The organism is Streptococcus sp. FSL E2-3494, assembly GCF_038007085.1.
In the GTDB taxonomy this organism is placed as follows: Bacteria; Bacillota; Bacilli; order Lactobacillales; family Streptococcaceae; genus Streptococcus; species Streptococcus thermophilus.
Map to the genome: position 1 here is coordinate 26,695 of NZ_JBBOWN010000002.1, position 23,308 is coordinate 50,002.

General features: G+C 38.5%; 26 protein-coding genes, 3 pseudogenes and 1 riboswitch. Of the genes and pseudogenes, 6 read left to right on the forward strand and 23 right to left on the reverse strand.

The genetic code is table 11. The features are described from left to right. Positions 1-87 precede the first annotated feature (87 nt). The 5 genes and pseudogenes from NST05_RS08490 to NST05_RS08510 form a co-directional block, all read right to left on the reverse strand. A pseudogene (locus NST05_RS08490) lies at positions 88-447 on the reverse strand (cysteine peptidase family C39 domain-containing protein); the annotation flags it as partial. Between the two features lie 173 nt (positions 448-620). Continuing rightward, positions 621-1,520 carry a helix-turn-helix domain-containing protein gene (locus NST05_RS08495; RefSeq protein WP_084828471.1) on the reverse strand — a complete coding sequence of 300 codons (900 nt, stop codon included), beginning with the start codon at positions 1,518-1,520 and terminating at the stop codon, positions 621-623. Positions 1,521-1,716: 196 nt separating this feature from the next. After that, positions 1,717-2,367, reverse strand: coding sequence for a phosphatase PAP2 family protein (locus NST05_RS08500; RefSeq protein ID WP_084828470.1), 651 nt, complete (start codon positions 2,365-2,367; stop codon positions 1,717-1,719). A gap of 2 nt (positions 2,368-2,369) precedes the next feature. Continuing rightward, positions 2,370-2,927 (reverse strand): ECF transporter S component, encoded by a 558-nt coding sequence (locus tag NST05_RS08505; RefSeq protein ID WP_084828469.1) that lies wholly within the window; start codon positions 2,925-2,927, stop codon positions 2,370-2,372. 81 nt (positions 2,928-3,008) lie between these two features. After that, positions 3,009-3,131: riboswitch (FMN riboswitch) on the reverse strand. Positions 3,132-3,237: 106 nt separating this feature from the next. Beyond that, entirely contained in the window at positions 3,238-3,777 is a 540-nt protein-coding gene (locus tag NST05_RS08510; protein WP_372585740.1) for a tRNA (cytidine(34)-2'-O)-methyltransferase, read from the reverse strand. Between the two features lie 259 nt (positions 3,778-4,036). Here NST05_RS08510 and trkA point away from each other — a divergent pair, with 259 nt between their 5' ends. Both trkA and NST05_RS08520 read left to right on the forward strand, forming a co-directional pair. Continuing rightward, positions 4,037-5,386, forward strand: a complete 1,350-nt coding sequence (trkA, locus tag NST05_RS08515; protein WP_084828468.1) for a Trk system potassium transporter TrkA — start codon at positions 4,037-4,039, stop codon at positions 5,384-5,386. Between the two features lie 6 nt (positions 5,387-5,392). Further along, the gene (locus tag NST05_RS08520) at positions 5,393-6,832 is read left to right on the forward strand and encodes a TrkH family potassium uptake protein (protein ID WP_024704180.1); all 1,440 of its coding nucleotides are present in this window, start codon (positions 5,393-5,395) and stop codon (positions 6,830-6,832) included. 22 nt (positions 6,833-6,854) lie between these two features. Here NST05_RS08520 and yidD read toward each other — a convergent pair whose 3' ends face one another. The 11 genes and pseudogenes from yidD to NST05_RS08570 all read right to left on the reverse strand — a co-directional run bounded on the left by yidD (position 6,855) and on the right by NST05_RS08570 (position 12,997). Then, positions 6,855-7,106 carry a membrane protein insertion efficiency factor YidD gene (yidD, locus tag NST05_RS08525; RefSeq protein ID WP_084828467.1) on the reverse strand — a complete coding sequence of 84 codons (252 nt, stop codon included), beginning with the start codon at positions 7,104-7,106 and terminating at the stop codon, positions 6,855-6,857. Next, a complete protein-coding gene (locus NST05_RS08530; RefSeq protein ID WP_002949498.1) occupies positions 7,103-7,828 on the reverse strand; it encodes a pseudouridine synthase in 726 nt (241 codons plus the stop codon). The genes yidD and NST05_RS08530 overlap by 4 nt, the downstream gene beginning before the upstream one ends. Before the next feature lie 92 nt (positions 7,829-7,920). Then, a complete protein-coding gene (gene scpB, locus NST05_RS08535) occupies positions 7,921-8,502 on the reverse strand; it encodes an SMC-Scp complex subunit ScpB (RefSeq protein ID WP_340742995.1) in 582 nt (193 codons plus the stop codon). Next, positions 8,495-9,208 (reverse strand): segregation/condensation protein A, encoded by a 714-nt coding sequence (locus NST05_RS08540; protein ID WP_084828466.1) that lies wholly within the window; start codon positions 9,206-9,208, stop codon positions 8,495-8,497. The genes scpB and NST05_RS08540 overlap by 8 nt, the downstream gene beginning before the upstream one ends. Beyond that, positions 9,208-9,969 (reverse strand): site-specific tyrosine recombinase XerD, encoded by a 762-nt coding sequence (gene xerD / locus NST05_RS08545; protein ID WP_084828465.1) that lies wholly within the window; start codon positions 9,967-9,969, stop codon positions 9,208-9,210. The genes NST05_RS08540 and xerD overlap by 1 nt, the downstream gene beginning before the upstream one ends. Then, on the reverse strand, positions 9,923-10,405 hold the full coding sequence (gene cbpB, locus NST05_RS08550; RefSeq protein ID WP_084828464.1) for a cyclic-di-AMP-binding protein CbpB: 483 nt from the start codon (positions 10,403-10,405) through the stop codon (positions 9,923-9,925). Before cbpB ends, xerD begins: the two co-directional genes overlap by 47 nt. Continuing rightward, positions 10,402-10,923: a metallophosphoesterase gene (locus tag NST05_RS08555; RefSeq protein WP_084828463.1), complete on the reverse strand. Its 522-nt coding sequence runs from the start codon at positions 10,921-10,923 to the stop codon at positions 10,402-10,404. The genes cbpB and NST05_RS08555 overlap by 4 nt, the downstream gene beginning before the upstream one ends. Further along, a complete protein-coding gene (locus tag NST05_RS11105; protein WP_370869437.1) occupies positions 10,874-10,978 on the reverse strand; it encodes a hypothetical protein in 105 nt (34 codons plus the stop codon). Before NST05_RS11105 ends, NST05_RS08555 begins: the two co-directional genes overlap by 50 nt. Further along, positions 10,941-11,879 (reverse strand): annotated as a pseudogene (locus NST05_RS08560) (nucleoside-triphosphate diphosphatase); the annotation flags it as partial. The gene NST05_RS11105 and the pseudogene NST05_RS08560, both read right to left, overlap by 38 nt. Next, on the reverse strand, positions 11,872-12,687 hold the full coding sequence (gene racE, locus NST05_RS08565; protein ID WP_002949483.1) for a glutamate racemase: 816 nt from the start codon (positions 12,685-12,687) through the stop codon (positions 11,872-11,874). The pseudogene NST05_RS08560 and the gene racE, both read right to left, overlap by 8 nt. A 64-nt stretch (positions 12,688-12,751) precedes the next feature. Further along, complete coding sequence (locus tag NST05_RS08570) at positions 12,752-12,997, reverse strand: YneF family protein (protein ID WP_002949478.1); 246 nt, start codon at positions 12,995-12,997, stop codon at positions 12,752-12,754. A gap of 240 nt (positions 12,998-13,237) precedes the next feature. On the opposite strand from NST05_RS08570, the gene NST05_RS08575 reads away from it, so the two are divergent. Then, positions 13,238-13,777 (forward strand): TetR-like C-terminal domain-containing protein, encoded by a 540-nt coding sequence (locus NST05_RS08575; RefSeq protein ID WP_024009728.1) that lies wholly within the window; start codon positions 13,238-13,240, stop codon positions 13,775-13,777. A gap of 29 nt (positions 13,778-13,806) precedes the next feature. On the opposite strand, the gene NST05_RS08580 is transcribed toward NST05_RS08575, so the two are convergent. Further along, a complete protein-coding gene (locus NST05_RS08580) occupies positions 13,807-15,060 on the reverse strand; it encodes a diaminopimelate decarboxylase (RefSeq protein WP_071417480.1) in 1,254 nt (417 codons plus the stop codon). Positions 15,061-15,306: 246 nt separating this feature from the next. Between NST05_RS08580 and NST05_RS08585 the strand changes: the two genes are divergently transcribed. Continuing rightward, positions 15,307-15,585, forward strand: a complete 279-nt coding sequence (locus NST05_RS08585) for a hypothetical protein (RefSeq protein ID WP_224103192.1) — start codon at positions 15,307-15,309, stop codon at positions 15,583-15,585. Positions 15,586-16,368: 783 nt separating this feature from the next. Here the strand turns inward: NST05_RS08585 and NST05_RS08590 are convergent. From NST05_RS08590 to NST05_RS08600, 3 genes are all read right to left on the reverse strand, one after another. Beyond that, a complete protein-coding gene (locus NST05_RS08590) occupies positions 16,369-17,058 on the reverse strand; it encodes a Bax inhibitor-1/YccA family protein (RefSeq protein ID WP_340742996.1) in 690 nt (229 codons plus the stop codon). A gap of 33 nt (positions 17,059-17,091) precedes the next feature. Then, complete coding sequence (locus tag NST05_RS08595; protein ID WP_011680712.1) at positions 17,092-17,586, reverse strand: HD domain-containing protein; 495 nt, start codon at positions 17,584-17,586, stop codon at positions 17,092-17,094. Between the two features lie 101 nt (positions 17,587-17,687). Continuing rightward, a complete protein-coding gene (locus NST05_RS08600) occupies positions 17,688-18,425 on the reverse strand; it encodes a TrmH family RNA methyltransferase (protein ID WP_084828462.1) in 738 nt (245 codons plus the stop codon). A gap of 102 nt (positions 18,426-18,527) precedes the next feature. On the opposite strand from NST05_RS08600, the gene NST05_RS08605 reads away from it, so the two are divergent. After that, positions 18,528-18,806, forward strand: coding sequence for an acylphosphatase (locus tag NST05_RS08605; protein ID WP_065972893.1), 279 nt, complete (start codon positions 18,528-18,530; stop codon positions 18,804-18,806). Between the two features lie 86 nt (positions 18,807-18,892). Then, positions 18,893-19,810, forward strand: coding sequence for a membrane protein insertase YidC (gene yidC, locus NST05_RS08610; RefSeq protein ID WP_002949461.1), 918 nt, complete (start codon positions 18,893-18,895; stop codon positions 19,808-19,810). Between the two features lie 55 nt (positions 19,811-19,865). On the opposite strand, the pseudogene NST05_RS08615 reads toward yidC, so the two are convergent. The 3 genes and pseudogenes from NST05_RS08615 to mltG all read right to left on the reverse strand — a co-directional run. Next, a pseudogene (locus NST05_RS08615) lies at positions 19,866-20,443 on the reverse strand (IS3 family transposase); the annotation flags it as partial. Between the two features lie 315 nt (positions 20,444-20,758). Then, positions 20,759-21,241: a transcription elongation factor GreA gene (gene greA / locus NST05_RS08620; RefSeq protein ID WP_011680708.1), complete on the reverse strand. Its 483-nt coding sequence runs from the start codon at positions 21,239-21,241 to the stop codon at positions 20,759-20,761. Between the two features lie 84 nt (positions 21,242-21,325). Next, entirely contained in the window at positions 21,326-23,302 is a 1,977-nt protein-coding gene (mltG, locus tag NST05_RS08625; protein ID WP_084828461.1) for an endolytic transglycosylase MltG, read from the reverse strand. Between the last annotated feature and the right edge of the window lie 6 nt (positions 23,303-23,308).

Below are 23,308 nucleotides of genomic sequence, written 5' to 3' on the forward strand. Positions count from 1 at the left end.
TACCTCTTCCTTATATTTAATGTAGTTTTCTCCCGGTTCAAAAAATAGAGCAACCCTTGTCCATTCCTTGTCAAAATCCTCTAGGGACAATTTAATGACCTTCTTGCTAGGATCTGGATCACCAATTACAACCTGCCCCTTGTCCTTACCAAATAATGTATAATAATGTTGAATACCACCATCCTTAACCACATGTACAATAAAAGGGGAAGATAGGTTTTCTTATTTAAACAAGTCTAAATCTGCACGAATGGCCTGAGTTTCAAACCCCAACTGCTTGCCCGCTTCAACCAAAACAAGCGCAGAAGTTCCTTCACGAGAAGTCTGAGCTAACTCCCGCAAATAAGCCAAACTATAGGATGAACCATAGTGCTTGAGAATCATAGCTAAGGCAGCTACCCCACAATCACGCTGAACAACCTGTGAAATATATGGACATTTTGGCATGATGGCTCCTTATTAAAGACATCCTGCAAAATAAGGCAAGATAGCAATAAGTAGTGAAAATAGTACAAATATTTTCAGGGTTTTCAAAATATAACTCCTTTTAACTATTATTTATATTTCTATAGTACACATTTAACCCTAAAAAAGTAGTGACATTTATGTCACCACCATTTCTATAAACCATCTGCCAATTTTCCTGCCTTTATACTTTCCTCTAAAACCGAGTCTTCCAAAACGGAAGCAAACATTATGGCCTTATCATAATTCTCTGCAGCCTCTTTCTTGTTTTCTTTATGCAGAAGTTCATATTTAGCCTTAAGTACAAAAACACTAGGCTTGTAGCTATATAATTGTGATTTTTCTATGACAATTAAGGCTTTATCCACAACTGTTAAGAAGTCTGAGAAGGAATTGTGAAAAATCTTTAAAGCAGCAATAGCCATCAAATCATTAAATAAAACAATATTGTAAACATCATCTGTCCAAATTTCCTGATTTAATACTCTCTTTATAATTCTTTCAAATAGTTTTTTGTCATACTGTTTTCTGCCATAAAGATGAAAGAAATAATAGTCAATGACTAATAAATCGTTAGTTGAGAATTTCCTCTTCCTTTTGACTTGTTCAAACAAGTCTTCATATATCTCCTCAACTTTTGGACTCTCCTCCCAGCTAGTAAAACTCAATATATTTTCGAGAATGTCTAGAGTTAATAATTCTTCTTCTGGAAGAATATCAAAAAATTTCTCATAGACTTCCTCAATCAAAGTAAGTTTAGACTTTATTCTGTCAGGGTTTCTGTACGTTGGAAACTTAATCAAACGATTCTTCATTTCATAATATTCGTCAGGAATGGTAATATTGTCTTGATCCAATAACTCTGTCATACTTTTTCCTAAACGTTTAGCAATATACGATAATCTATCTAAAGACGGGAGAGACTCCCCCTTTTCAATACGAATTAACTGGCGAACAGTCAATTCCGCACCATCTAAACATAGCACTTCACGTGACATCTGTTGGCGTTCACGCTCAGTTTTGATTCTTAGTCCAATGCTGTCTTTTATGTTCAAGAGAATCTCCTTTATATCAAAACTTTAAAAATATTATATCACAATTGTAATATATTTAATATACAGTTAATGCTTTTTTAACAGAATATTAGTCTTAAATACGATATTTTTATACATTAATAACAAAATAATGTTTTTTTATAAGATAAATCTTGATTATCCAACAAAAAAATGCAGTTCAGAACTGCATATTGTTTTATTTCTGTTTGCTTTGAAATCGCCATTCAAAGCGAATACGGTCATAAGTTGGATAGACAGCATTAAGCAAGCCAAACGCTAGGGTAAAGCCAGCTAAAACATCAGTTGGATAATGAACACCCACATAAATACGAGACAGTCCAACAAGAGCAATCAGAAGGCCAGTAATACCATAAACTGCTACTTGGGATTCTTTTTTCTCCATACGCTGAGCAAGGACAATAGCAATAGCACCAAGAATCATAAATGTCCCTAAAGAATGGCCACTAGGAAAAGAGTAGCCTCCCGCATGTAACAAATGCGTAATTGATGGGCGCTGACGCTGATAAATGTACTTCAGACTTACAATCATAACACTAGCGATAACCCCACTGGTACCTACAAAGATAGCTTCTGATTTATATTGACGTAAATAAAGCCAGATTACTGCTACAATTGCAATAATAGCCTGGACCGGCGTGTTTCCAAGAATGGTAATTGTTTTAAAGAAGCGTGTCAGTCCTGATGGTAAGTCTCCTCGAACCCTAGTTTGTATGCTGCTATCAAATTCTGTCAAGGCTTCAGGGTAGAACTTAACCATGTAACCGAGAGTAACAAATAACAAAAAGGCAAAGGAAGCGTAAATATAATGTGTGTATTTGTGTTTCATATTTATAATTTTACTAATATAGACTTAAGCGGGGCATAAATAAGAGCAAAAGCTACTGAAAAAATCAAGCCTTCCAGTAAGTTAAAAGGTACTATCATAGCGAAAAGGTATTTATAGAGACCTATGAATTGCGCAATATCAAAGTTAGCAAATTTAGCATAGAGTGGTACTGCATAAATGTAGTTAAGAACAACCATGGCAACTGTAAGCAAAATCGTTCCTAAAACAGAACCAAGAATATAATTCTTGCTTGTTTGATTTTTCTTCCAAAAATAGCTTAGGCCCCAAACAAAGACTCCTAGAGCAACAAAATTCATAGGAAGCCCAATCATTGATTCTGGGCCACCATTGTTTAGTAAGAGCTTTAACAATGAACGAAGCAAGAGAACACCAACAGCACTCTTAAAATCAAAGATAACCAAGGCGATAAGAACAGGAAGGATTGAAAAATCAACCTTCAAAAAGTCTGCTGCTGGAATCAATGGAAATGAAAAATAAAGCAACAAGAATGAAACTGCAGATAAAATGGCAATGTAAGCCAATTTATGTGTGTTTGTCATAAAAAAATTCCTCCAAATTTTAACAATTTGAAAGAAGTTCCCAATGGATTTGCCTATGCCAAAAAAAGCCTACGCAAAAAGACTGGTCTTCTTCCATCCAGACTATACTGTCGGTTGAGGAATTACACCTCATCAGCTTGCGCTCGCGGACTTATCCAAAGAATCACCGCCGGTCGGGAGTTTCACCCTGCCCCGAAGACCCTTTAAGGATAACACAAAAAAACCTTGGTGACAAGGTTCTTAATTTATGGATTTCTAATTTGTTGATAGTCAATAACTATACTTATTCTTTTAAGACAACATGAAGTATCTATTTTAATTTATCATGATGGTAGCGGTGACTCAGCTCCAACCCCTCAAACTGCTGCTGACGAAGAGCTTCATAGACAATCATACAAACCGTATTTGAGACATTAAGACTACGGACATGTTCATCATTCATAGGAATACGAATAGCTTTTTCAGGATGCTCACGCATAAAGTCCTCAGGTAGGCCTGTATCCTCACGACCAAACATAAAATAGTGATCCTCACCATCAGCATAGACCTCTTCTGAATACGTCTTATCCGCAAACTTCGTTACTAGATGCAAACGACCAGCATGATTTTTAGACATAAAATCAGCCAAATTGTCATAATAAGTGATATCAAGCTTATCCCAATAGTCCAGGCCTGCGCGCTTCATCTTCTTGTCATCAATTGGAAACCCCATAGGTCGAATGATGTGGAGGGGGCTATTGGTTGCTGCGCAGGTACGTGCAATATTTCCAGTGTTTTGTGGAATACGGGGCTCAAACAAGACAATATGATTACGTGACATCTGACTTCTCCTAGACATAAAAAATGCCATGTCGCCCGGAGTCAAGCTCAGCAGACGACATGGTTATGGACATTCATTAGCTTAAATCATGACAGGTTAGATTTAAAATAGTGAATGGTTGAGTATATTTTAGCACTTTAGCTGTAAAAGTCAACACTATTAGTAGAAAAAAAATTAATATTTTTAACTTCATCACCTTTTTTACAGGAATAACCTATAAAGCTGGCTGAAAAGGATGATTTTTCGGCCAAAATAAAGTATCATAGTAATGATTATTTGGAGGTAACTCATGCGTATTATTGTCGTAGGTGCTGGTAAAGTCGGTACGGCACTCTGTCGTTCTCTTGTTGATGAGAAGCACGACGTTATTTTAATTGAAGAAAAGGAAGAGGTCCTCAAACGCATCAGTAAACGCTACGATGTTATGGGCTTTGCTGGAAATGGGGCAAATTTCAAGATTTTGGAACAAGCCGAGGTTAATAACTGCGATGTCTTTATCGCCATGACTGATAAAGATGAAGTAAACATGATATCAGCAGTTCTGGCAAAACAAATGGGTGCAAAAGAAACTATCGTTCGTGTACGTAACCCAGAATATTCTAATACTTATTTCAAAGACAAAAACTTCCTCGGATTCTCATTAGTAGTTAACCCTGAACTTTTAACTGCTCGCTATATTGCCAATACCGTTGAATTTCCAAACGCTCTATCAGTTGAAACCTTTGCTAATGGACGGGTTATCCTTATGGCATTTAGGGTCACTGAAACAAGCCGATTGTCCGGTATGACAATGGAACAATTTCGTAAGAAATTCGGTAACATCTTGGTTTGTATGATTGATCGTCAAGGCGACCTCACCATTCCATACGGGAATGCTACCATGCAAGCTGGGGATAAGATCTATGTAACTGGGAAACGTGTTGACATGGCACTTTTCCACAGTTATATTAAACCAAAAAGCATCAAAAAACTTTTGTTGATTGGTGCTGGACGTATCTCCTACTACTTACTAAATATCTTGAAAAACAACCGTATTAAGGTCAAATTGATTGAACAGAAAATGGACCGTGCGCAAACCTTTAGTCAAATATTCCCTGAAGTTTCCGTTATCTTAGGGGATGGTACTGCTAAAGACCTTCTTCTTGAAGAGAGCGCAGCTAGTTATGATGCTGTTGCTACTCTAACTGGAGTAGATGAGGAAAATATCATCACCTCTATGTTCCTTGAAAGTCTTGGTGTCCATAAAAATATTACCAAGGTCAACCGTACCAGTCTTTTAGAGATTGTCGATACACGTGAGACAACAACAATTGTCACTCCTAAGAGTATTGCTGTTGATACCGTTATGCACTTTGTTCGTGGTCACTATAACGCCAAAGATTCTAGTCTTGACGCGCTTCACCACGTAGCTAATGGCCGTATCGAGACCCTACAATTCCAAATTAAGGAAAATAATAAAATCGCTGGGAAGAAACTTTCTGAACTTAAATTCGCTCATGGTGTCCTTATTGCTGCTATCATCCGTAATGGAAAAGCCATCTTCCCAACTGGAGAAGATAAATTGGCAATTGGCGATAAAATCGTGGTCGTTACTCTCTTGCAAAACGTAACCCACATTTACGACTTATTGAAGAGGTAAGCTGCCATGAATCGATCTATTGTCCGTTTTCTTATTTCTAAACTGCTCCTCATTGAAGCTGGACTCTTAGTTGTACCTCTTATCGTGGCTCTTATTTATCAAGAAGACGCCAAGGTATTTGCCAGCATTTTGGGGACTATGGCGATCCTCCTTTTTATCGGAGTGCTTGGTACTCTCTTTAAACCTAAGAACTACCGCATTTACACCAAAGAAGGAATGCTCATTGTAGCCCTCTGTTGGGTACTTTGGTCATTCTTTGGGGGATTACCGTTTGTTTTTTCTGGGCAAATCCCAAGTGTCATCGATGCCTTCTTCGAAATGAGCTCAGGTTTCACAACTACAGGGGCTACTATTCTCACAGATACTGGGGTCTTGACCCATTCTCTCCTCTTCTGGCGAAGCTTCGCTCACCTAATTGGAGGGATGGGGGTGCTGGTCTTTGCTCTAGCCATCATGAACAACAGTAAAAATGGTCATCATGAGGTTATGCGTGCAGAGGTGCCTGGTCCAGTCTTTGGTAAGGTCGTTGCCAAGCTCAAAAATACAGCTCAGATTTTGTACATCATCTATCTGGGCATGTTTGTGATCTTTGCTATGATTCTATGGATTTGTGGCATGCCACTCTTCGATAGTATTGTCATTGCGATGGGAGGTGCTGGTACCGGTGGATTTGCAGTCTATAATGACTCTATTGCCTACTATAACAGCGATTTAATTACTTATGTGGTTACAGTTGGTACCCTACTATTTGGCGTTAACTTCAACTTGTACTTCTATATCCTGCTTCGCAAAATCAGATTCTTCTTCCAAGATGAAGAGCTACGTACCTATCTTACGATTGTTGCGGTATCAACAAGTTTAATTATCCTCAATATTTTTGGGATTTACCACAGTTTAGCTGACTCGTTTAAATACTCATTCTTTGAAGTGTCAACGATTATCACAACGACGGGATTTGGTCTAACAGATATTACCAAATGGCCACTATTTTCTCAGTACATCCTACTTCTCCTGATGTTTATCGGGGGATCAGCGGGTTCTACAGCTGGTGGCTTCAAGGTTATCCGTGCTATGATTATTGCTAAAATTGCACGTAATCAGACCTTAGCTAGCCTCTATCCTAACCGTATCCTATCTCTACACATTAATGGAAGTGTTCTTGATAAAGAAACACAGCATAGCGTTCTTAATTATTTGGCTGTATATGTGTTGATCATACTAAGTCTAGTTACAATCCTGTCCTTGGATAATCAAAATTTCTTGATTGTGACAAGTGCTGCTGCTTCAACATTTAACAATATTGGACCTTTACTTGGAACAACTGATAGCTTCGCTATTTTTAGTCCTTTGTCTAAGCTAATCATGGGATTTGCTATGATTGCTGGACGTTTGGAAATCTATCCTTTATTGCTCCTATTCCTACCAAAAACATGGTCAAAAATTTAAGCATAAAAAAGCTCCCTTGGATTCAATTGTCCAAGGGAGTTTTATTACGTTTTAGGCTAAAATAATCTGGTACTGGGTCGTCACCAGTCTCTGATAGGGGATGGCATCTTAAGATACGGGCGATTCCCATAAGAACTCCCTTTAAACCATGTTTTTCTATTGCTTGAATCATATAGACTGAGCAAGTTGGACGAAAACGACAAGACGGTGGAAACAGGGGAGAAATCCATCTCTGATAAGCCTTTACTAACGCAATCAGAAACTTCTTCATCATTTAACCTTGTTAACAGCAATGTTATGAAGCTGACTAATTTCTTTTTTGTTTAGACGGCGTGACTCTCCTGGACGTAGTCCTGTCAAATCTAGGGTACCAAAACGGGTACGTGACAACTTATCAACAATCAAACCTACTGATTCAAACATTTTCTTAACCTGATGGTTTCGCCCTTCATGAATCGTCAACTCGACGACTGATCGGTTCTTTTCATGATCCACCTTGATAATATTGTAATGGGCCGGCTGAGTTTTTTTACCATCAATCACCACACCACGAGTCAAAGGACGAAGATTTTCCTTGGTCGCAATACCTTTAACACGCGCCAAATAAACCTTATCAATCTCATTACGTGGGTGAATCATTTTATCGGTAAAGTCACCATCATTTGTTAAAATAAGAAGGCCAGTCGTATCCCAATCAAGACGACCAACAGGATAGATACGTTCCTTAACGTGGGGCATTAGATCAATAACCGTCTTACGGTTTTTCTCATCAGATACTGAAGAAATAACCCCACGTGGTTTATTAAGAAGGTAGTATACCTTTTCTTCATTATAAATTGGGCTTCCATTTACCTCGACAATGTCTCCATTTTTGACAATTGTTGCCAATTCCATAACGGTCTTACCGTTTAAAGTCACACGGCCTTCTTTAATCAATTCCTCAGCTTTACGACGACTAGCCACACCAGCGTGGGCGATATATTTATTAATTCGCATTCTTTTTTCTACAGCTTCAGCTGTATCCTTTCTACCTAGCATCTCTGCTATGTTTCTTAATTTTTAATGATTAGTTTCAACAAGGTTTAATCTTAATTGTCCAAATCCTCAAGATCTTCTGGAGCATCTTCCCTAAATAGGCTCGTTTCTTGCTCTTCAAGTTCTAGTTGATCAATGGCCACAAGTTCGTCTAAACTGTTAATTCCTATATAATCCAAGAAATAATCAGTTGTCGCATATAGGTTGGGACGACCCACAGCATCCTTTTTACCAGCCTCTCGAATGAGACCAAAAGCCTGAAGCTTGGCAATAGCGCCACTGGAATTGACACCTCGAATGTCATCAACTTCAGCGCGAGTAATGGGCTGTTTATAAGCAACTATAGAAAGTACCTCGAGACTCGCTCGGGATAGACTTTGGTTGATTGGCGTTTTGGAATAGTCACGCAGAAGACATGCAAAATCAGGCTTAGTCACGATCTTATAGGTATTTGACGATTCCAATAAACAAAGTGCTGTGTCCTCATCTGCCTCATACTTGGCTTGCAATTTTTCTAAGGACTGAGTCAGTCCCGTCACTGGTATTTCCAAGAGCTGTGCCATAGTCCTTAGATTAAGACCATCTTCACCAGCTACAAAAAGTAGGGCTTCTAATCGTGCTAAGTGACTACTCATTCGTCCATTCCTTTCTTAGAGTAATTGTTCCAAAAATTGTTTCCTGCTGTACCGAGATTCGATGTATCTTAATTAATTCAAGAGTTGCCAAAAAGAGTGTAATCACTTGATTCATATCCTTAGCATCTGAAAAAAGCTCATCTAAAAACAATTTATTTTTCGCACTAAAGGCCTCCTCAATGATTAACATCATGTCTTCAATCTTATAATCATCACGTGCAATAGTCGTGTGGCTTCGACGAATTTCTTCTTGCTTTTCAGCCATGATTTTTGAAAAAGCCAAGAAAATATCTTGAATCGTCTTATCCTGATTCAGCGTCACATCTTCATAAACTAATTCTACTTTTGGTTTTGAAAAATACTGAGCTCGCACTTCATGCTTCTTAGCCAACACTTGACTAGCTGCTTTGAAGTGTGCATATTCTTCTAGCTGACTCAAGAGCTCTAGTTCTGGATCATCCGCTTCAGGCTCATCCTCTACAACTGTCGGCAATAGTTTTCGACTCTTAATCAACATGAGCTGGCTAGCCATAAGCATATATTCCCCAGCAACCTCTAGCTTCATAGCTTGCAAGGTCGCCAAATAAGCCAAGTATTGCTCGATGACCTCAACAATGGGAACATCGTAAATGTCTACTTCATACTTAGAAATCAGATGGAGCAACAAATCCAGTGGCCCCTCAAAATCTTTTAACTTAATATCCATTAGGTTTTATAGTATTTCTCCAAGGTCACTGGACTTTTTAGCCCAAGTAAACGAGCAAGTTCAAAGGCGCCCGTTCCCTTTTCAATCTGTCTAAGGATATATTGCTGGCGCAAGACTTGGGCAGTTACCCCCGATAAGCCGCATCCACCAACATAAGATTGAATCTGCTTATACAGCCACTGACGGGTAAAAGCCTTACTCAAAATCAATCCCTGACTATTGTCATTTTTAATCCCAAATAAGAGCTCTTTCAAAGCTCCATCCAGTCTGAGAACACGCTTAGTACTTCCCTTAGCCACTGTTACAACACCAAAATCCAAGTCGATATCTTCCCATTTCAGCTCCAAGATTTCCGAAGGTAAGAGTCCTAACTCTAGAATAAACAGACAAGCCAGTTTACCGGGCCCTTCTTGTCCCTCATAGAGCGACGACAAATCAAAGATTTCTAACTCTTCTTGCTGAGAAGGGAGTGGTGCAGTCTCTGACAGTTTAAAAAACTCCTCTAGCTCACCCTTTTGATAAAGGTAAAGCAAAAACTGATTAACAGCCGAGCGCTTACGTTTTTGCACAGAAGGCTTCCACTCCTTGAGTTGATTTTCATAAAGCTTGAGACTGGTTTGATCTACTCGTCCTGGAAGACAGTTTACAAACTGCTTAAGATCATAAGCATAAGCTTGTTTTGAGCTATCAGAAATGGTCTTCCTAGCTAGAAAATCAGTTATCTGAGTTGTCAGTTGTTTTTGGAATGATGATATAGTCATGTGTAAAGTCATGTAAGAGGCTATTAACTGCCTTGAGAATTGATTTTCGTGTAATAATTCCTTTAAAAATACCTTGGCTGTCAACTACTGCAAGGAAAGGATTATCAACCAGCTTATGCATTACCTCACTTAGATTAGCATCATCTTTCACTGTTGCCACAACATCTGAAGTCATCGGTCCGATATCGCGATTAACCATCTCCCACTCTTGCAAGTTATGTTCATCTTGGTAACGCTTGATATCCGCCAAAGATATTGTCCCAAGATAATGCTTGTCCTTAGTCAAAACGGGCACACGTGAATAACCATTGCTTGTCAAAAGCAAAACCACATGATCAGCGTTATGGCTATCAATAAAAATAGTAACTTGATCTGATGGGATCAAATAGTTGTCTAAATGAGCCAACAAAAAATCTTCAAATTCTTTAGCAATCATCGTTCAAATTCCTGTGTAAGTTCTGAATAAAGTTCATGGTCACGTGTGTAATATTCCACACGAATCTTTGCATCGTTTATAATCACCTTAGCATAGAGTTTCTCATGGATTGGGCCACGTGGCTGTGAAATAGAACCTGGATTGATATACACAGTCTTACCATTTCGCCAAGCTGCTGCCACATGTAAATGCCCATATAGACAGATATCAGCATCCTCTTGTTGTGCCCAAAGATCCAACTTGTCCCAGGTAAAATTAATCCCAAAGAGATGACCATGCGTTTGCGCAGTAATCACATCACCAAGTTTCACGACCAAACGTTCTGGATAACCTGAATCATAGTCACAGTTACCACGAACCACATGGATACCTTCCCAAACAGAATCACTTGATTCTAACTCAGAATCTCCATTATGGAAAATGGCATCTACCTTCCCTTGATAACGTTTTTTTATGTCTACTACAATATCACGTTCTCCATGAGAGTCGCTCATTACGATTATTGTTTGTTCTGCCATGCTGGGAATACCTCCATAAGTTTCTTAACAGCTTGTCCACGGTGAGATTGTTCATTTTTTTCCTCTGTAGAAAGCTCTGCTGCTGTCCTACCCGTATTACCAACTAAGAAAAGGGGATCATAACCAAAACCATTGTCACCTTTAGGTTCTCGACCAATATAACCTTTCCAGTCTGCATCAACAACCAAACTATCACGTCCAGGTGCTGCAACAACTAAGGTTGTATGGAACTGGGCAGAGCGTTTGCTATCATCAAGTACCATGGCAAGTTCATGCAGTAACTTAGCATTATTTTCAGCATCGGTAGCTTCTGGACCCGCAAAACGAGCAGACCACACACCTGGCAAACCTCCAAGAACATCTACCTGCAAACCTGAATCATCTGAAAGAACCATCTTCCCAGTTAATTTCGAAATAGTTTCCGCCTTCAAGCGTGCATTTTCTTCAAAGGTCATACCAGTTTCAGCAACCTCAGGAAGATCTGGATAATCATTAAGATTTTCTACCTTAATACCAAGCTTTCCAAAGAGTTTCCGAAACTCCTTGGTTTTTCCTTCGTTGCGTGTCGCAATCAACAAAACATCACCAAAGTCTGATTTATTATCAGAACCAAAGAAATCATCCAAGGAGACACCTTCTCTAGGTACGTGGACATAGAGAAGCTTATCCCCTTCACTTACAAGCAAAGTTCCTTGATGTTGCGTAACGACCAAGTCTCGACCAAGCTCCTCTTTCAAACAATCCAAAATAAAAGACACTAAGCGAAGATCCGAAGAGTGTTTAACAACATGTAACTGAAAACCACTAACATCTAAGGTGTTAGTCAAGCCCTGAAAAAAGTCAACATATTGTTCATAGGCCTCATCATCACCAAAACATGTCAAGTGATTATAGCTTCCAAAACTAGCCAAGTACCAGTCTTGATCATCCTTATATTCAAAAATTGATTTAGTCATTTTCTAACTCCTTATCCAAATCTACATGTTGGACAGTAACTTCCTCACCCAGCCACTGCTCAGCAATTTCTTTAAAACCAAGCACACTAGCTGTGGTGTAGTATTCTTCCGTCTTGTCTTTGACCTCACGACTACGGTTAATTTCAAAGTAATTGAGCAAGACAGAAACATCACGAACAGTTTCAGCTCCGCTATCAATTAATTTGACACTTAGCCCCATAACATTCTGAATAATCGGGCGTAAAAGTGGGTAGTGGGTGCAACCCAAAACCAAGGTATCTACCCTATCAACTAAAGGAGCCATGCTTTCATAGACAATCTTTTTAGCCACACTTGAATTAATTTCATTTGATTCAACAATTGGGGCAAAACGGGGACAGGACAAACTCAGGACATTCATTTGTGGGGCCAGACGCTTAATTTTTTGCTCATAGATATTAGACGAAATTGTCATAGGAGTACCAATGACACCAATTTGACCAGACCGGCTAGACTTAATGGCAGCACTAGAACCAGGCAAAACCACACCTAGTACTGGAATGTCCAAAGCCTCTTTAATTTCCTCCCAAACCACTGCTGTCGCCGTATTGCAAGCAATAACAATCATCTTTACGTCTTTAGTCAGGAGAAATTTAACCAACTGCCAGGTATACTCTCTGATTTGTCCTGCTGGTCTAGGGCCATATGGAGCCCTAGCAGAATCACCAATATAAACAATGGACTCGTGAGGCAACTGACGTTTAAGTTCACGTACTACCGTCAGGCCTCCGACACCAGAATCCAAAAATCCTATAGGTCGATTATCCATCTTGCCTCCTTATCCCCTTACATTACATGTAAAAAGCTGAGATTCACGTCCCAGCTCCCCACCATTATTTTTTCTTGCTATTTGCAAGTGCTTGTTTTTGTTGTTTAATAATCTGATTATATGTTTGACGCACTTTAGCTTCATTAGGCTTTTGGCCTGCTGCCGACATCATTGTACGAACAGCGTCCACATTCAAACGAGGATTTTCAGCTAATTCTTTCTCAATTTGTTTGCGGGAAAAATATGCGCCTCCGTAGAAGCCACCCAAAAGGGCTACAAAAACAAGAATAATCCAAAGGACGGTGTTCATAAATTTAATTCTCCTATAACGTTGATTTACCTTATATTATAGCAAAAATAGGCCTTACTGACAAATAAGACGTTAGTTTCTTAACGAGTCCGCAAAAAAATTACTTATCTAAAATACTGATAAAATGAGAGTTTCAGCCTCTTTTGCTTACAACTGCGAAATACTTGTAAGATTTCAGGGAAAAAATTAGGTTTTTATATAAGTCTTGAAATTATTATGTTTATATAAAGGGGCTTACTTATGCTAAAGGAAGTAACTATTTCCAAACAAAAAATTGTCAATGCATTTACTGAACTCTCAGAAGAGAGTTCACTCGAACAAATCAACACCACAGACATCATCAAAAAAGTAAGTCTCAGCAGACCAACCTTCTACTACTATTCAAATCAAGATAACTTGGTTGAAACTACCTTGTCTAAGATTTTAGATAAAGTTTCAAGTATTCTGCAAAAGTATATGACCTATCAAAAAGGTGTTCTAACCGAGATGCTACGATATCTTAAGGAAAATCATAAGCTCTGTCGCACATTAATGACACATATTCCAAACATCAATGAATTGATTTGTGAGTTCATTATCGAGACCATCCTTAACTCTGATATTGAAAATGTCACAGAACTTATGGAAAGAAGCTATCATATTCCAGTCAAGTATTCTTCGGAAGTTTACGTCATTACCATTGTTACCATTTTGGCACTCTGGCTAAAGGAAGGCTGCATTGAATCTCCAGAAGGGACGGCCATTACACTTCTTGAAGCGGTTATTATTAAAGCAAAATAAGCTAGACCTCCTAGGTCTAGCTTATTTTGTTAAATTTCAAAATCAAATCCGTCAAGTGTCGCAAAATAATCATTCATAGTCTCTGCACGACGAATCATTCGCGCTGTTCCATCTTCTTGATAGAGGATTTCTGCCGAACGAAGACGGCCATTATAGTTATAACCCATTGAAAAACCATGGGCACCAGTATCATGGATAACCAAGGTATCCCCAATACGAGCCTCAGGCAATTCACGGTTCTTAGCAAACTTGTCATTGTTTTCACAAAGCGAACCTGTGACATCAACCACTTGAATATCACCATTTGGATTAGTCATATTAGTAATGTGGTGGTAGGCATCGTACATTGCTGGGCGAAGCAAGTTAACTGCAGAAGCATCAACACCAACATAACGTCGATAAGTATCCTTAATATGGAGAACCTTAGTAACAAGGAGTCCGTGTGGCGCTGTCATGAAACGACCAAGTTCGGTGTAAATACTAATGTCCCCAAGATCATTTGGAACAAGGATTTCATCAAATTTAGTATGAACACCTTCACCGATAGCAGCAATATCGTTTTGCTTGTTCGCTGGCGTGTAGTCTACCCCAACACCACCTGATAAGTTGATAAAGTCAAGGCTGATACCAAGCTCATTCTTGATTTCTACAGCCAATTCAAAGAGTTGAGCAGCCAAGGTTGGATAGTACTCATTCGTTACTGTATTTGACGCCAAGAAGGCATGCAAACCGAATGATTTCACCCCTTTTTCTTTAAGGTAGGCATAACCTTTGAAAAGTTGCTCCTTAGTCATCCCAAATTTAGATTCTTCAGGATGATCCATAATATCTGTACCAAGTAAGAAGACACCACCTGGGTTAAAGCGTAAAGAAAGCGTTTCAGGAATCCCTGCAGACTCTTCCAAGAAGAAAATATCTTCGTAAGCATCAAGGTTAATTATCGCATTGATATCACGCGCGTAAACAAATTCTTCTGCTCGTGTATCATTAGACGTAAAACTAATAGCAGTACTATCAAAACCAACTTTGTTACTCATGACAAGCTCTGTATCAGTCGCACAATCTACACCGCACCCTTCTTCCTTCAAGATTCTGAGAATTGCTGGATTAGGTGTTGCCTTTACAGCAAAGAATTCTTTAAAACCAGGATTCCATGAAAAGGCTGCATTAACTGCACGCGCTGTTTCACGAATACCTTTTTCATCGTAAAGGTGGAAAGGTGTTGGAAATTCTGCAGTGATTTGATCGAGTTTATCCGCCGTAATAAAGGGTGTTTTTGTCATTTTATTCTCCATTTTTTACAATAGTAACCTTATTATAGCATAAGAAAAGGCTTGAAATCCAAATTTCTAATAATCTCAAGGGATATTTCATAATACAATAGACGTGTCAACTTAATGAAATAATGGGAATTATGTATAAAAAAATATCTTTATTCTGGGGCGATTTCTCTAATAGCCGTTTTTACATTGTCAGCATGTGCCAAACCAAAACTCGATGTTAAGCTTTCTGTTAACGACATTATCTATATGTCTAGAAGAGCCCTCAAACTTAAAGATGATCAGACCTTGGTTGAAGCCTCATTCAAACGTGAGCAAATTTCTGAAGATATGAAAAATGAGCTAAAAACATCTACTAAACAATTTTACCTCAAAGATGAGGATGGTAAAAAAGTCACAGCAAGTAAGATTGACAAAGATGACCTACCTACTCTCCTCACCAAAAATAATAACGTAGAAAATGCTACAGATGACTTTGGAAAAGTTGAAGCTAATGACTACAAGACCAGTCTCTCTTTTTCGAAGTGAACAACGATTAAAAATATAAACTCTATTTTAAATCAAAAGATGGAAAGACAGAGGGGCAGACGGTTTCAACTAGTCCAAAAAATTTCGATGGTCAAACAACTACCAATGTTAAAAAAGATATTGATGCTTATTTTAACGCAGTTCTTCTAGGTGGAGAAAGTAAAAATTACAATAAATTTGTTTCTACTGACCTAGGCAAGGCTAAGAGTGAACTTAGTCAATATTTCTCAGATAGTCTTCAATATAGCTATGATTAAACTGATCATATCAAACCAACTGGAGATGAAATTCCAAAAGTTTTCGGATGGACTCAAACTTCTAACCGTGAACGGGGTAGTTACTCTGTTGACAACATTTTCGTTACTAAAGATAAGACGGAGTTTAACATTGACATGTCAACTATCAGTATGAGAGCTGCAGACGATGCATATGTGGCTAACCATCCAAGGCTTATTGACGATCTTAAAAACTACCTACAAAGCAATGGTGCTAACGCTGGAAATCGCGACCAATTGACTAGACAATACTGCATGGAAACTTATTTACCTAATTCAATCAAAAAAAGTAAGTCCATCAGTAGCATAGACAGACGAAATAAATATCTTTAAGGATTGCTCAGTTGAACTCACTAAGAAAGACGATAAGTAGGCCTTTTCCGATAAAGATGGCTAGGTCGAAAAATGAGATTACTATCTATTCTCCTACACCTATACAGGTCAACAAGAAACAATTACAAAAAACGTTAAACACAAAAAAATCAGCCGAATGGCTGATTTTTTTTAACTAGTCACGCCTCGCAAAGATTCGCAAGATATTCAAGAACAAGTTAATAAAATCCAAGTAAAGACTAAGCGCCATAGAAATCGCCCATCCATCTGTGACTTGACCATTAGTACTATAATAAACCTTTTTAATTAACTGATTGTCATAAGCAATTAAACCAGAGAAAATGAGAACTGATACAATACTAATCACAAAACTCATCGTGCTACTTGCAAAGAAAATATTAACTAAGCTAGCCACAATGATTCCAATCAAAGCTGCCATAAGAAATTTGACCATTCCTGACAAGTCACGCTTAATAGAAACTCCGATAAGTGCCATGACAAAGAAGACAATGGCAGTACTTAGGAAAGCTTGGAAAACAATAGCTTGCGTATATTGAACGATGATAAAACTAAGTGTAAAGCCATTCAGAGCGGAATAAACTAAGAATAAAGGCAGAGCCGCAGGCGTATTTCTTCTTGCAGCACCACTAGCCAAAAAAACCAAGGCTAACTCAACAAAAATAGCTACCATATAGATCCAAGAATAATTCATGAGAATGTTGACAAAAAGATGAGAGAGAGGGAATAACATCAGATAAGAAATGACTGCTGAAAGCCCTACCCCAATACCAACAAGGCCATAAATCTTCCCGAAAAAGCGATTTAATCCTGCATCACTAGTTGTATAAATTGCATTTGATTTCATAAATATCTCCTGAGTTTAATAAATTAATTGTGGCTACTTTGTAGAGTATTGCGACGGAAAAAACTTACTATTTTTAATGCGATTTCGTAAAGGTGTCACTGCTTCTTTAACAGCCCAGTACTTATCCACCATGGTAACGATATAAGATTCCTTATACTTCGGCGGTGCAATAGTTGCTCCCCACATATGTTTGAGGATGATATCCTCTTCTTTTTTGTTTAAATTAACAAGCTTTCTAGCATTACGAACAGCAATCCGTGGGTGCACCCAAGCATGACTCTTATTAAATTTGGTTACTCGCCAATCATAATAGAAAAAATCATGCAAGAGACCACCTCGGGCAGTGCTCTCAGCATCCCAACCTAATTTTTTAGCAATCTTGTAGCTGGTGTAACTAACATTAACCGAGTGTTCCAAACGTGTCGAATGATAATGTTGGACAATCCCATCCAATTTTTGAAAACGTGGGTGTGAAATCAAATGTCCAACAACTTCCATGAATTCTTTATCATCTTCTGGTCGATTCATAATAATACCTCATGAATGTTTCTAATACTTCTTCATTATATCACTAGAGCTTAAATTTATCTTAAAAGGCGAATGTTTCTCAATAAAATCATCCTTAGGACCTAGAGACTAAACATGAGAATCCCTGCAGCAACAGCAACATTAAGACTCTCTGCCTGGCCTGGCATGTTAATATGTACCAGTTGATTAGCGGACTCAGCCATTTCCTTACTGATTCCCTGACCTTCATTTCCCATCACTAGGGCAAAATTACCGTCTGTCTTAACTGCTTTATAGTCAACGGAAACCTCTGAGAGAGTCGTTGCCAAGACTGGTAAATCTTGTTTTTTACAAGTTTCAACCATCTCAAGAATTGGTCCACGGTAGATTGGCAGATGAAAATGACTTCCCTGCATAGAACGTAAGGTCTTCTGATTATAAATATCAGCGGATTTATCTGATAAAAAGACCCCATCATAATCTGCAGCATCTGCTGTTCGAATCATTGTCCCAACATTACCAGGATCCTGAACATCCTCCAATAGCAGATACTTCCCTGAAAGAGGGTCTGGCAAAGCTTGAGTTTGTTTAGCAACTTCTGCAACAATCCCTTGAGGCGTCTGAGTTTCACAGAGCTCCTTAAGAACCTCCGGACTAACCAACTTAACCTTAGACATATTAGCTACACGGTCAGCCATCTCCTCAAGCACAAAAATTTGAAGAATATGCGCACCACTTGCCTTTGCTTCCTCGAAGAGATGCCATCCTTCTATAAGATAACTGGTTTTACGGTGCTTGCGTTGCAACAATTTTCTAGCAGTCTTGATACTAGCATTTTGCTTTGATTGAATGACTTCCATACACTCATTGTAGCAGAAATTCCTTGATAAATCTAGGACTTGACCGACTTTATAGTAAGGATTATACTGAAAGAAAGAATTTTCAAAAGGAGGTCATGGCCCATGCAAAAAGTAAGATTATTAGTCTCAGGAAGAGTCCAAGGTGTTGGTTTTCGTTATTCAACCTATGCATTAGCACTCGAAATTGGAGATATTTACGGTCGAGTCTGGAACAACGATAATGGAACTGTTGAAATTCTAGCGCAATCAGATAAACCTGCTAAGTTAGCTAAGTTTATCCAAGAAGTTCGAAAAGGACCTTCAAAATGGTCTAATGTAACCTATGTTGATGTAACCATGGCTAACTTCTCAAATTACAGTGATTTTCGCATGGCGAATTAAGATGATGCCTCCGTTTTTAGCTTGTTCTCTTCCTTAAAAAAGGGTAAAATAGACAAGTATAACTAAAAAACAAAAGGAATGATATTGTGAATAAAATTCAAAAACGTCTAGCCCTTATGGGGCTTGCTGCCAGCATGCTTCTCTTCCTATCAGGATGTGTGAGCCTTGATAAGTCTGGTAATCCCACTGGCTGGGTCTGGAACCTACTTGGTCGTCCTATGAGCCACGTCATCACCTACTTCGCAAACAATCTTGGTCTGGGATTTGGTCTTGGTATTATCTTCGTAACTATCATTGTTCGTTCGATTATATTACCACTTGGTCTTCACCAATCTCGTAGTGCAGCCTACCAATCAGCAAAACGTGAGTACCTAGCCCCTATCTTGGAACCAATAAACGAACGTTTGCGTAACGCTAAAACTCAAGAAGAAAAAATGGCTGCTCAATCTGAACTCATGCAAGCTCAACGTGAAAACGGTCTTAGCTTGATGGGCGGTATTGGCTGTCTTCCTCTATTGATTCAGTTTCCATTCTTCTCAGCGCTTTACTATGCAGCACGTTACACTCCTGGTGTACTCAAGGATGACTTCCTCTGGTTTAACCTCGGTCATCGTGACTTCCCATTGATTATCATCATTGCCGCTCTTTACTATTTCCAATCTTGGTTGTCTATTCAACAAGTTCCTGAGGAGCAACGTAAGCAAATGGCGGCAACTATGTACAGCATGCCAATCATGATGATTTTCTTTGGTATTAGCTCACCTGCAGCCGTAATCCTTTACTGGTTAGTTGGTGGTATCTTCTCTATTATCCAGCAGTTGATTACTAACTATATCATCAAACCTCGCTTAAAAGAGAAAGTTGCTGAAGAGTTCAAAAAGAATCCTCCAAAAGCCCCTCGTACAACACCAAACAAGCGTAAAGATGTTACTCCAAAAAATACCCAAGCAATTGCAAATAAAGCCAAAAAAAACCGTAACGCTGGTAAGCAAAATCGTAAATAAGCTACAAAAACACTCTTGGAAGAGTATACTGATTCCAAAAAGTTAGACAATTAATTTACACAAAGGACTTAGTTCTGTATTGCACAGAAATAAGTCCTTTTAGTTTTACCTTGATTAGTTTGTTATTGTAATAATCAATATAGTCTACAATAGCTTGTTCCAATTGCTCAAGTGAGTGAAACGTCTTCTCGTAACCATAAAACATCTCAGGCTTAAGAATGCCAAAGAAGGACTCCATCATACCATTGTCTAGACTATTTCCCTTACGTGACATGGACGGTTGGATTCCTTTACCCTCTAAAAAATGATGATAGAAATCATGTTGACATTGCCATCCCTGGTCACTATGGAGAATTGTATTTTCGTAATGCTCCTCTGTAAAAGCTTGTTCTAGCATAGCTTTTACTTGTACTAAATTCGGCGACCTAGAAAGATTATAAGCGACGATTTCACTATTGAAGCCATCTAATACTGGTGATAAATAGAGCTTTTGGCTGCTTGCTGGAATTGCAAACTCTGTCACATCCGTATAACACTTTTCCATTGGTTTAGAGCTTTCAAATTGACGTTGAATAGGTTATCTGCTTTCTTGCCAACTTCTCCTTGGTATGAAGAATACTTGCGTTTACGCCCCATTTTAGGTACTCTTCCTCTTGTCTTCTCAATTCATATATTTGAACTTTATCTTCATAAGCTAATTTCATAATAAAACACCCCAAAAGGTAGATTGTTTCTGTCTAACTTTTGGGGTTTAGTTCAAAAAACTTCAAGAGTGTGTTCTTATAGATAAACTAAGACTAACCTAGCTCCTAATATCTCTGGTAACTAAAAAAGGAGTGAGACAGAACAAATGTTCTGCCTCACTCCCACAAGGATCAAAAAGCTACTACACCATGTAGGTATTTCGATGTTTATTCAAATGCTAGACAATTTTGTCCTAACATTTGCTTAGGATGTTTTTTCTACACTAAGGATTTCAACAGAGTAGCTACCTGCTGGTGATTCGATAGCTACTTTATCTCCAACTTTCTTACCAATCAAGGCTTGAGCAATTGGGCTTTCATTTGAAATTTTACCTGAGAAAATATCAGCACCGGCTGCACCAACGATATGGTAAGTATCTTTGTCGCTTGTACCAACTTCTTGCACAACAACTGTTTTACCAATCGCAACTTCGTCATTAGCAACAGCATCACTATCAACGATTTCTGCGTAACGAATCTTTGTTTCAAGAATTTGAATTTGACCTTCAACAAAGGCTTGCTCATCTTTAGCCGCCTCATACTCAGAGTTTTCTGAAAGGTCACCATAAGAACGGGCAATCTTGATGCGTTCTACAACTTCCGGACGACGTACGAGTTTGTACTCCTCCAATTCTGCTTCAAGTTGTTTTTTTTCTGCTAGGGTCATTACATATGTTTTTTCTGCCATTTTCTTCTCTTTCCTATTTTTTTAGCCAGTTGGTTTGAAATCAAACTCAGTAGTCAGTTACTGAATTTTAATTAACCAATCAGACTATTTATCTTTTAGTTTGCTATTAATATAAGTTTCAACATTATGCTGGTGCTCTTCATAGCTCTCAGCAAAATAGACATTACCAGTTGATACATCCGCAACAAAGTACATGTACTTGGTAGAAGATGGATTGATAACCGCTTCTATTGCCGACAGACTAGGACTATCTACAGGACCAGGCATCAACCCTTTATGAACATAATCATTATAAGGGGAGTCAATATTCGTATCAATCGTTGCATCTTCTTTCAAGGTCGTTTCTTGACCAAGTTTTCCAAGAGCATAAAGAACCGCGATATTACTTTGCAGGGCCATGTCTGAATTAAGACGATTATAGAAAACGCTAGCAATGTTTTTACGGTCATCATCAGTTGCTCCCTCTTTTTCAACAAGAGAAGCTAGAGTCAAGATTTCATTAACGTTGTGGTTACTTGATGAAATTGTTGCATAGTATGGTGATAGGTGGGTGTCCATCGTAGATAGCATTTCCTCTGCCAAAGATTCCACCGTCGTATCGTCATGAATATTATAAGTCGCTGGAAACAGATACCCCTCTAGGACATACTTAGCATCTGTAGAATTCGGAAGGTTTGCCAACAAGGTTGGGTACTTCGCTTTCATCTTAGTAATGAAAGCATCATCCTTCATAAGTTTCAAGAAGTCTTTTTCCTTAAGTCCAGTAGATGAATGTTTACCTTTTTTAGCTGATGAATTAACTTCAACCGCCTTGGCGATTTTCTCAATGGTGTATCCTTCTTTAACCAAGACTGTACCCAGAGATGGTTCCTGAGGCTTATCACTTCCTTTTTTCTGAAGTGCCTCAATAATTTCATCCATAGTCATACTAGGCTGAAGGTTATAGTAACCACTTTTTAGATTTGAAATGTTCTTAAACTTGGTATAGTAATTAAAGACTTTACCAGATTTAATGACACCAGCTGATTCCAACAACTGACCGATGTAACTGCTACCTGAATTTTCAGGAATTTCAACACTAATAAACTTAGTCGACTTGACATCTTTTGCACCAACTGCATCACTAACATATCGATAACCAAAGAATCCAGCTAATGATAAGATAAGAATCAAGAAGACAATGATGTTTCTTGCAACTCGTCCTGCACGACGATTATTTTTATTGAGTTTTTGATTTCGGTTGGAGCGTGAAATCGGTTCTTCGTTGATGATTCCGTCCTGTTTAACATCTTTTGGCGAAGACTTTTTCTTCTTCACTTTCTTACGTTTCTTTTTGTTAGATTTTTCAGAGGCTGCTGCTAAAGCAATACTCTCATCACCCTCATTGCCATCAGTTACTAGATCTGACTGAACTCTTACTGGTTCAGAGTGATTACTTACTGTATGATGTTCCCGCAAAAATGCTTCTTTTTGACGTTCTGATGTCATCTTGGACACCAATTCTTTAGGATTCGTGTAGATAGCTTCTTTAGCCTTAGCTTCAATAAGCTCCTTAGCAACATCTGCAGGAATATATTTTTCCTCTGATTCCGCGTTAAGACTAGTTTCCCAAACTGGACGTTTAAAACGACGTTTCAATATTTCAGTCTCCTGAGGAATACTTAAATTTTTCTCCTTATCAACTTGCTCTTTAGGACTTGATATTACGTTTGAATGGACATCAGGGGCTGAAGAATCAGCTTGAGAATTAGAAGACAAGTCAACACTATATTGAAAATCTCGAACCGTCTCAGAAGTCATAGTTTTAGCTATAGCACTATGAGCAACAGAATGAGAACTCAAATTTTGGTTACTTACTTTATTTGACGCTGATCCAGAATCTATTGCATGGCTATCAGCTGACATTGAAAGTGGTGTCTCGGGAACAGCTGCACTTTTTTTATGCTCCTCCTCACGAAGAGAACGGAGCCGTGTCGCTTCTTGTAAATCTCGAAGAATCTGATTTTTAAAGCTTAGGCTATCTTCAGCAGATTCCGAGTATTCATTATGCTTGTCCGTCAAGGCATA

Excerpts from the sequence above, each read along its gene's own strand:
- racE (WP_002949483.1), bottom strand. The coding sequence starts at position 12,687 with ATGGATAATCGACCTATAGGATTTTTGGATTCTGGTGTCGGAGGCCTG.
- NST05_RS08505 (WP_084828469.1), bottom strand. The coding sequence starts at position 2,927 with ATGACAAACACACATAAATTGGCTTACATTGCCATTTTATCTGCAGTT.
- NST05_RS08600 (WP_084828462.1), bottom strand. The coding sequence starts at position 18,425 with ATGGAAGTCATTCAATCAAAGCAAAATGCTAGTATCAAGACTGCTAGA.
- NST05_RS08510 (WP_372585740.1), bottom strand. The coding sequence starts at position 3,777 with ATGGCATTTTTTATGTCTAGGAGAAGTCAGATGTCACGTAATCATATT.
- NST05_RS11105 (WP_370869437.1), bottom strand. The coding sequence starts at position 10,978 with ATGAACAATCTCACCGTGGACAAGCTGTTAAGAAACTTATGGAGGTAT.
- trkA (WP_084828468.1), top strand. The coding sequence starts at position 4,037 with ATGCGTATTATTGTCGTAGGTGCTGGTAAAGTCGGTACGGCACTCTGT.
- NST05_RS08605 (WP_065972893.1), top strand. The coding sequence starts at position 18,528 with ATGCAAAAAGTAAGATTATTAGTCTCAGGAAGAGTCCAAGGTGTTGGT.
- NST05_RS08540 (WP_084828466.1), bottom strand. The coding sequence starts at position 9,208 with ATGGATATTAAGTTAAAAGATTTTGAGGGGCCACTGGATTTGTTGCTC.
- NST05_RS08555 (WP_084828463.1), bottom strand. The coding sequence starts at position 10,923 with ATGGCAGAACAAACAATAATCGTAATGAGCGACTCTCATGGAGAACGT.
- NST05_RS08500 (WP_084828470.1), bottom strand. The coding sequence starts at position 2,367 with ATGAAACACAAATACACACATTATATTTACGCTTCCTTTGCCTTTTTG.
- NST05_RS08530 (WP_002949498.1), bottom strand. The coding sequence starts at position 7,828 with ATGCGAATTAATAAATATATCGCCCACGCTGGTGTGGCTAGTCGTCGT.
- NST05_RS08590 (WP_340742996.1), bottom strand. The coding sequence starts at position 17,058 with ATGAAATCAAATGCAATTTATACAACTAGTGATGCAGGATTAAATCGC.
- NST05_RS08570 (WP_002949478.1), bottom strand. The coding sequence starts at position 12,997 with ATGAACACCGTCCTTTGGATTATTCTTGTTTTTGTAGCCCTTTTGGGT.
- NST05_RS08595 (WP_011680712.1), bottom strand. The coding sequence starts at position 17,586 with ATGAATCGACCAGAAGATGATAAAGAATTCATGGAAGTTGTTGGACAT.
- NST05_RS08520 (WP_024704180.1), top strand. The coding sequence starts at position 5,393 with ATGAATCGATCTATTGTCCGTTTTCTTATTTCTAAACTGCTCCTCATT.
- yidD (WP_084828467.1), bottom strand. The coding sequence starts at position 7,106 with ATGATGAAGAAGTTTCTGATTGCGTTAGTAAAGGCTTATCAGAGATGG.
- NST05_RS08585 (WP_224103192.1), top strand. The coding sequence starts at position 15,307 with ATGTCTAGAAGAGCCCTCAAACTTAAAGATGATCAGACCTTGGTTGAA.
- NST05_RS08575 (WP_024009728.1), top strand. The coding sequence starts at position 13,238 with ATGCTAAAGGAAGTAACTATTTCCAAACAAAAAATTGTCAATGCATTT.
- NST05_RS08580 (WP_071417480.1), bottom strand. The coding sequence starts at position 15,060 with ATGACAAAAACACCCTTTATTACGGCGGATAAACTCGATCAAATCACT.
- cbpB (WP_084828464.1), bottom strand. The coding sequence starts at position 10,405 with ATGATTGCTAAAGAATTTGAAGATTTTTTGTTGGCTCATTTAGACAAC.
- greA (WP_011680708.1), bottom strand. The coding sequence starts at position 21,241 with ATGGCAGAAAAAACATATGTAATGACCCTAGCAGAAAAAAAACAACTT.
- xerD (WP_084828465.1), bottom strand. The coding sequence starts at position 9,969 with ATGACTATATCATCATTCCAAAAACAACTGACAACTCAGATAACTGAT.
- scpB (WP_340742995.1), bottom strand. The coding sequence starts at position 8,502 with ATGAGTAGTCACTTAGCACGATTAGAAGCCCTACTTTTTGTAGCTGGT.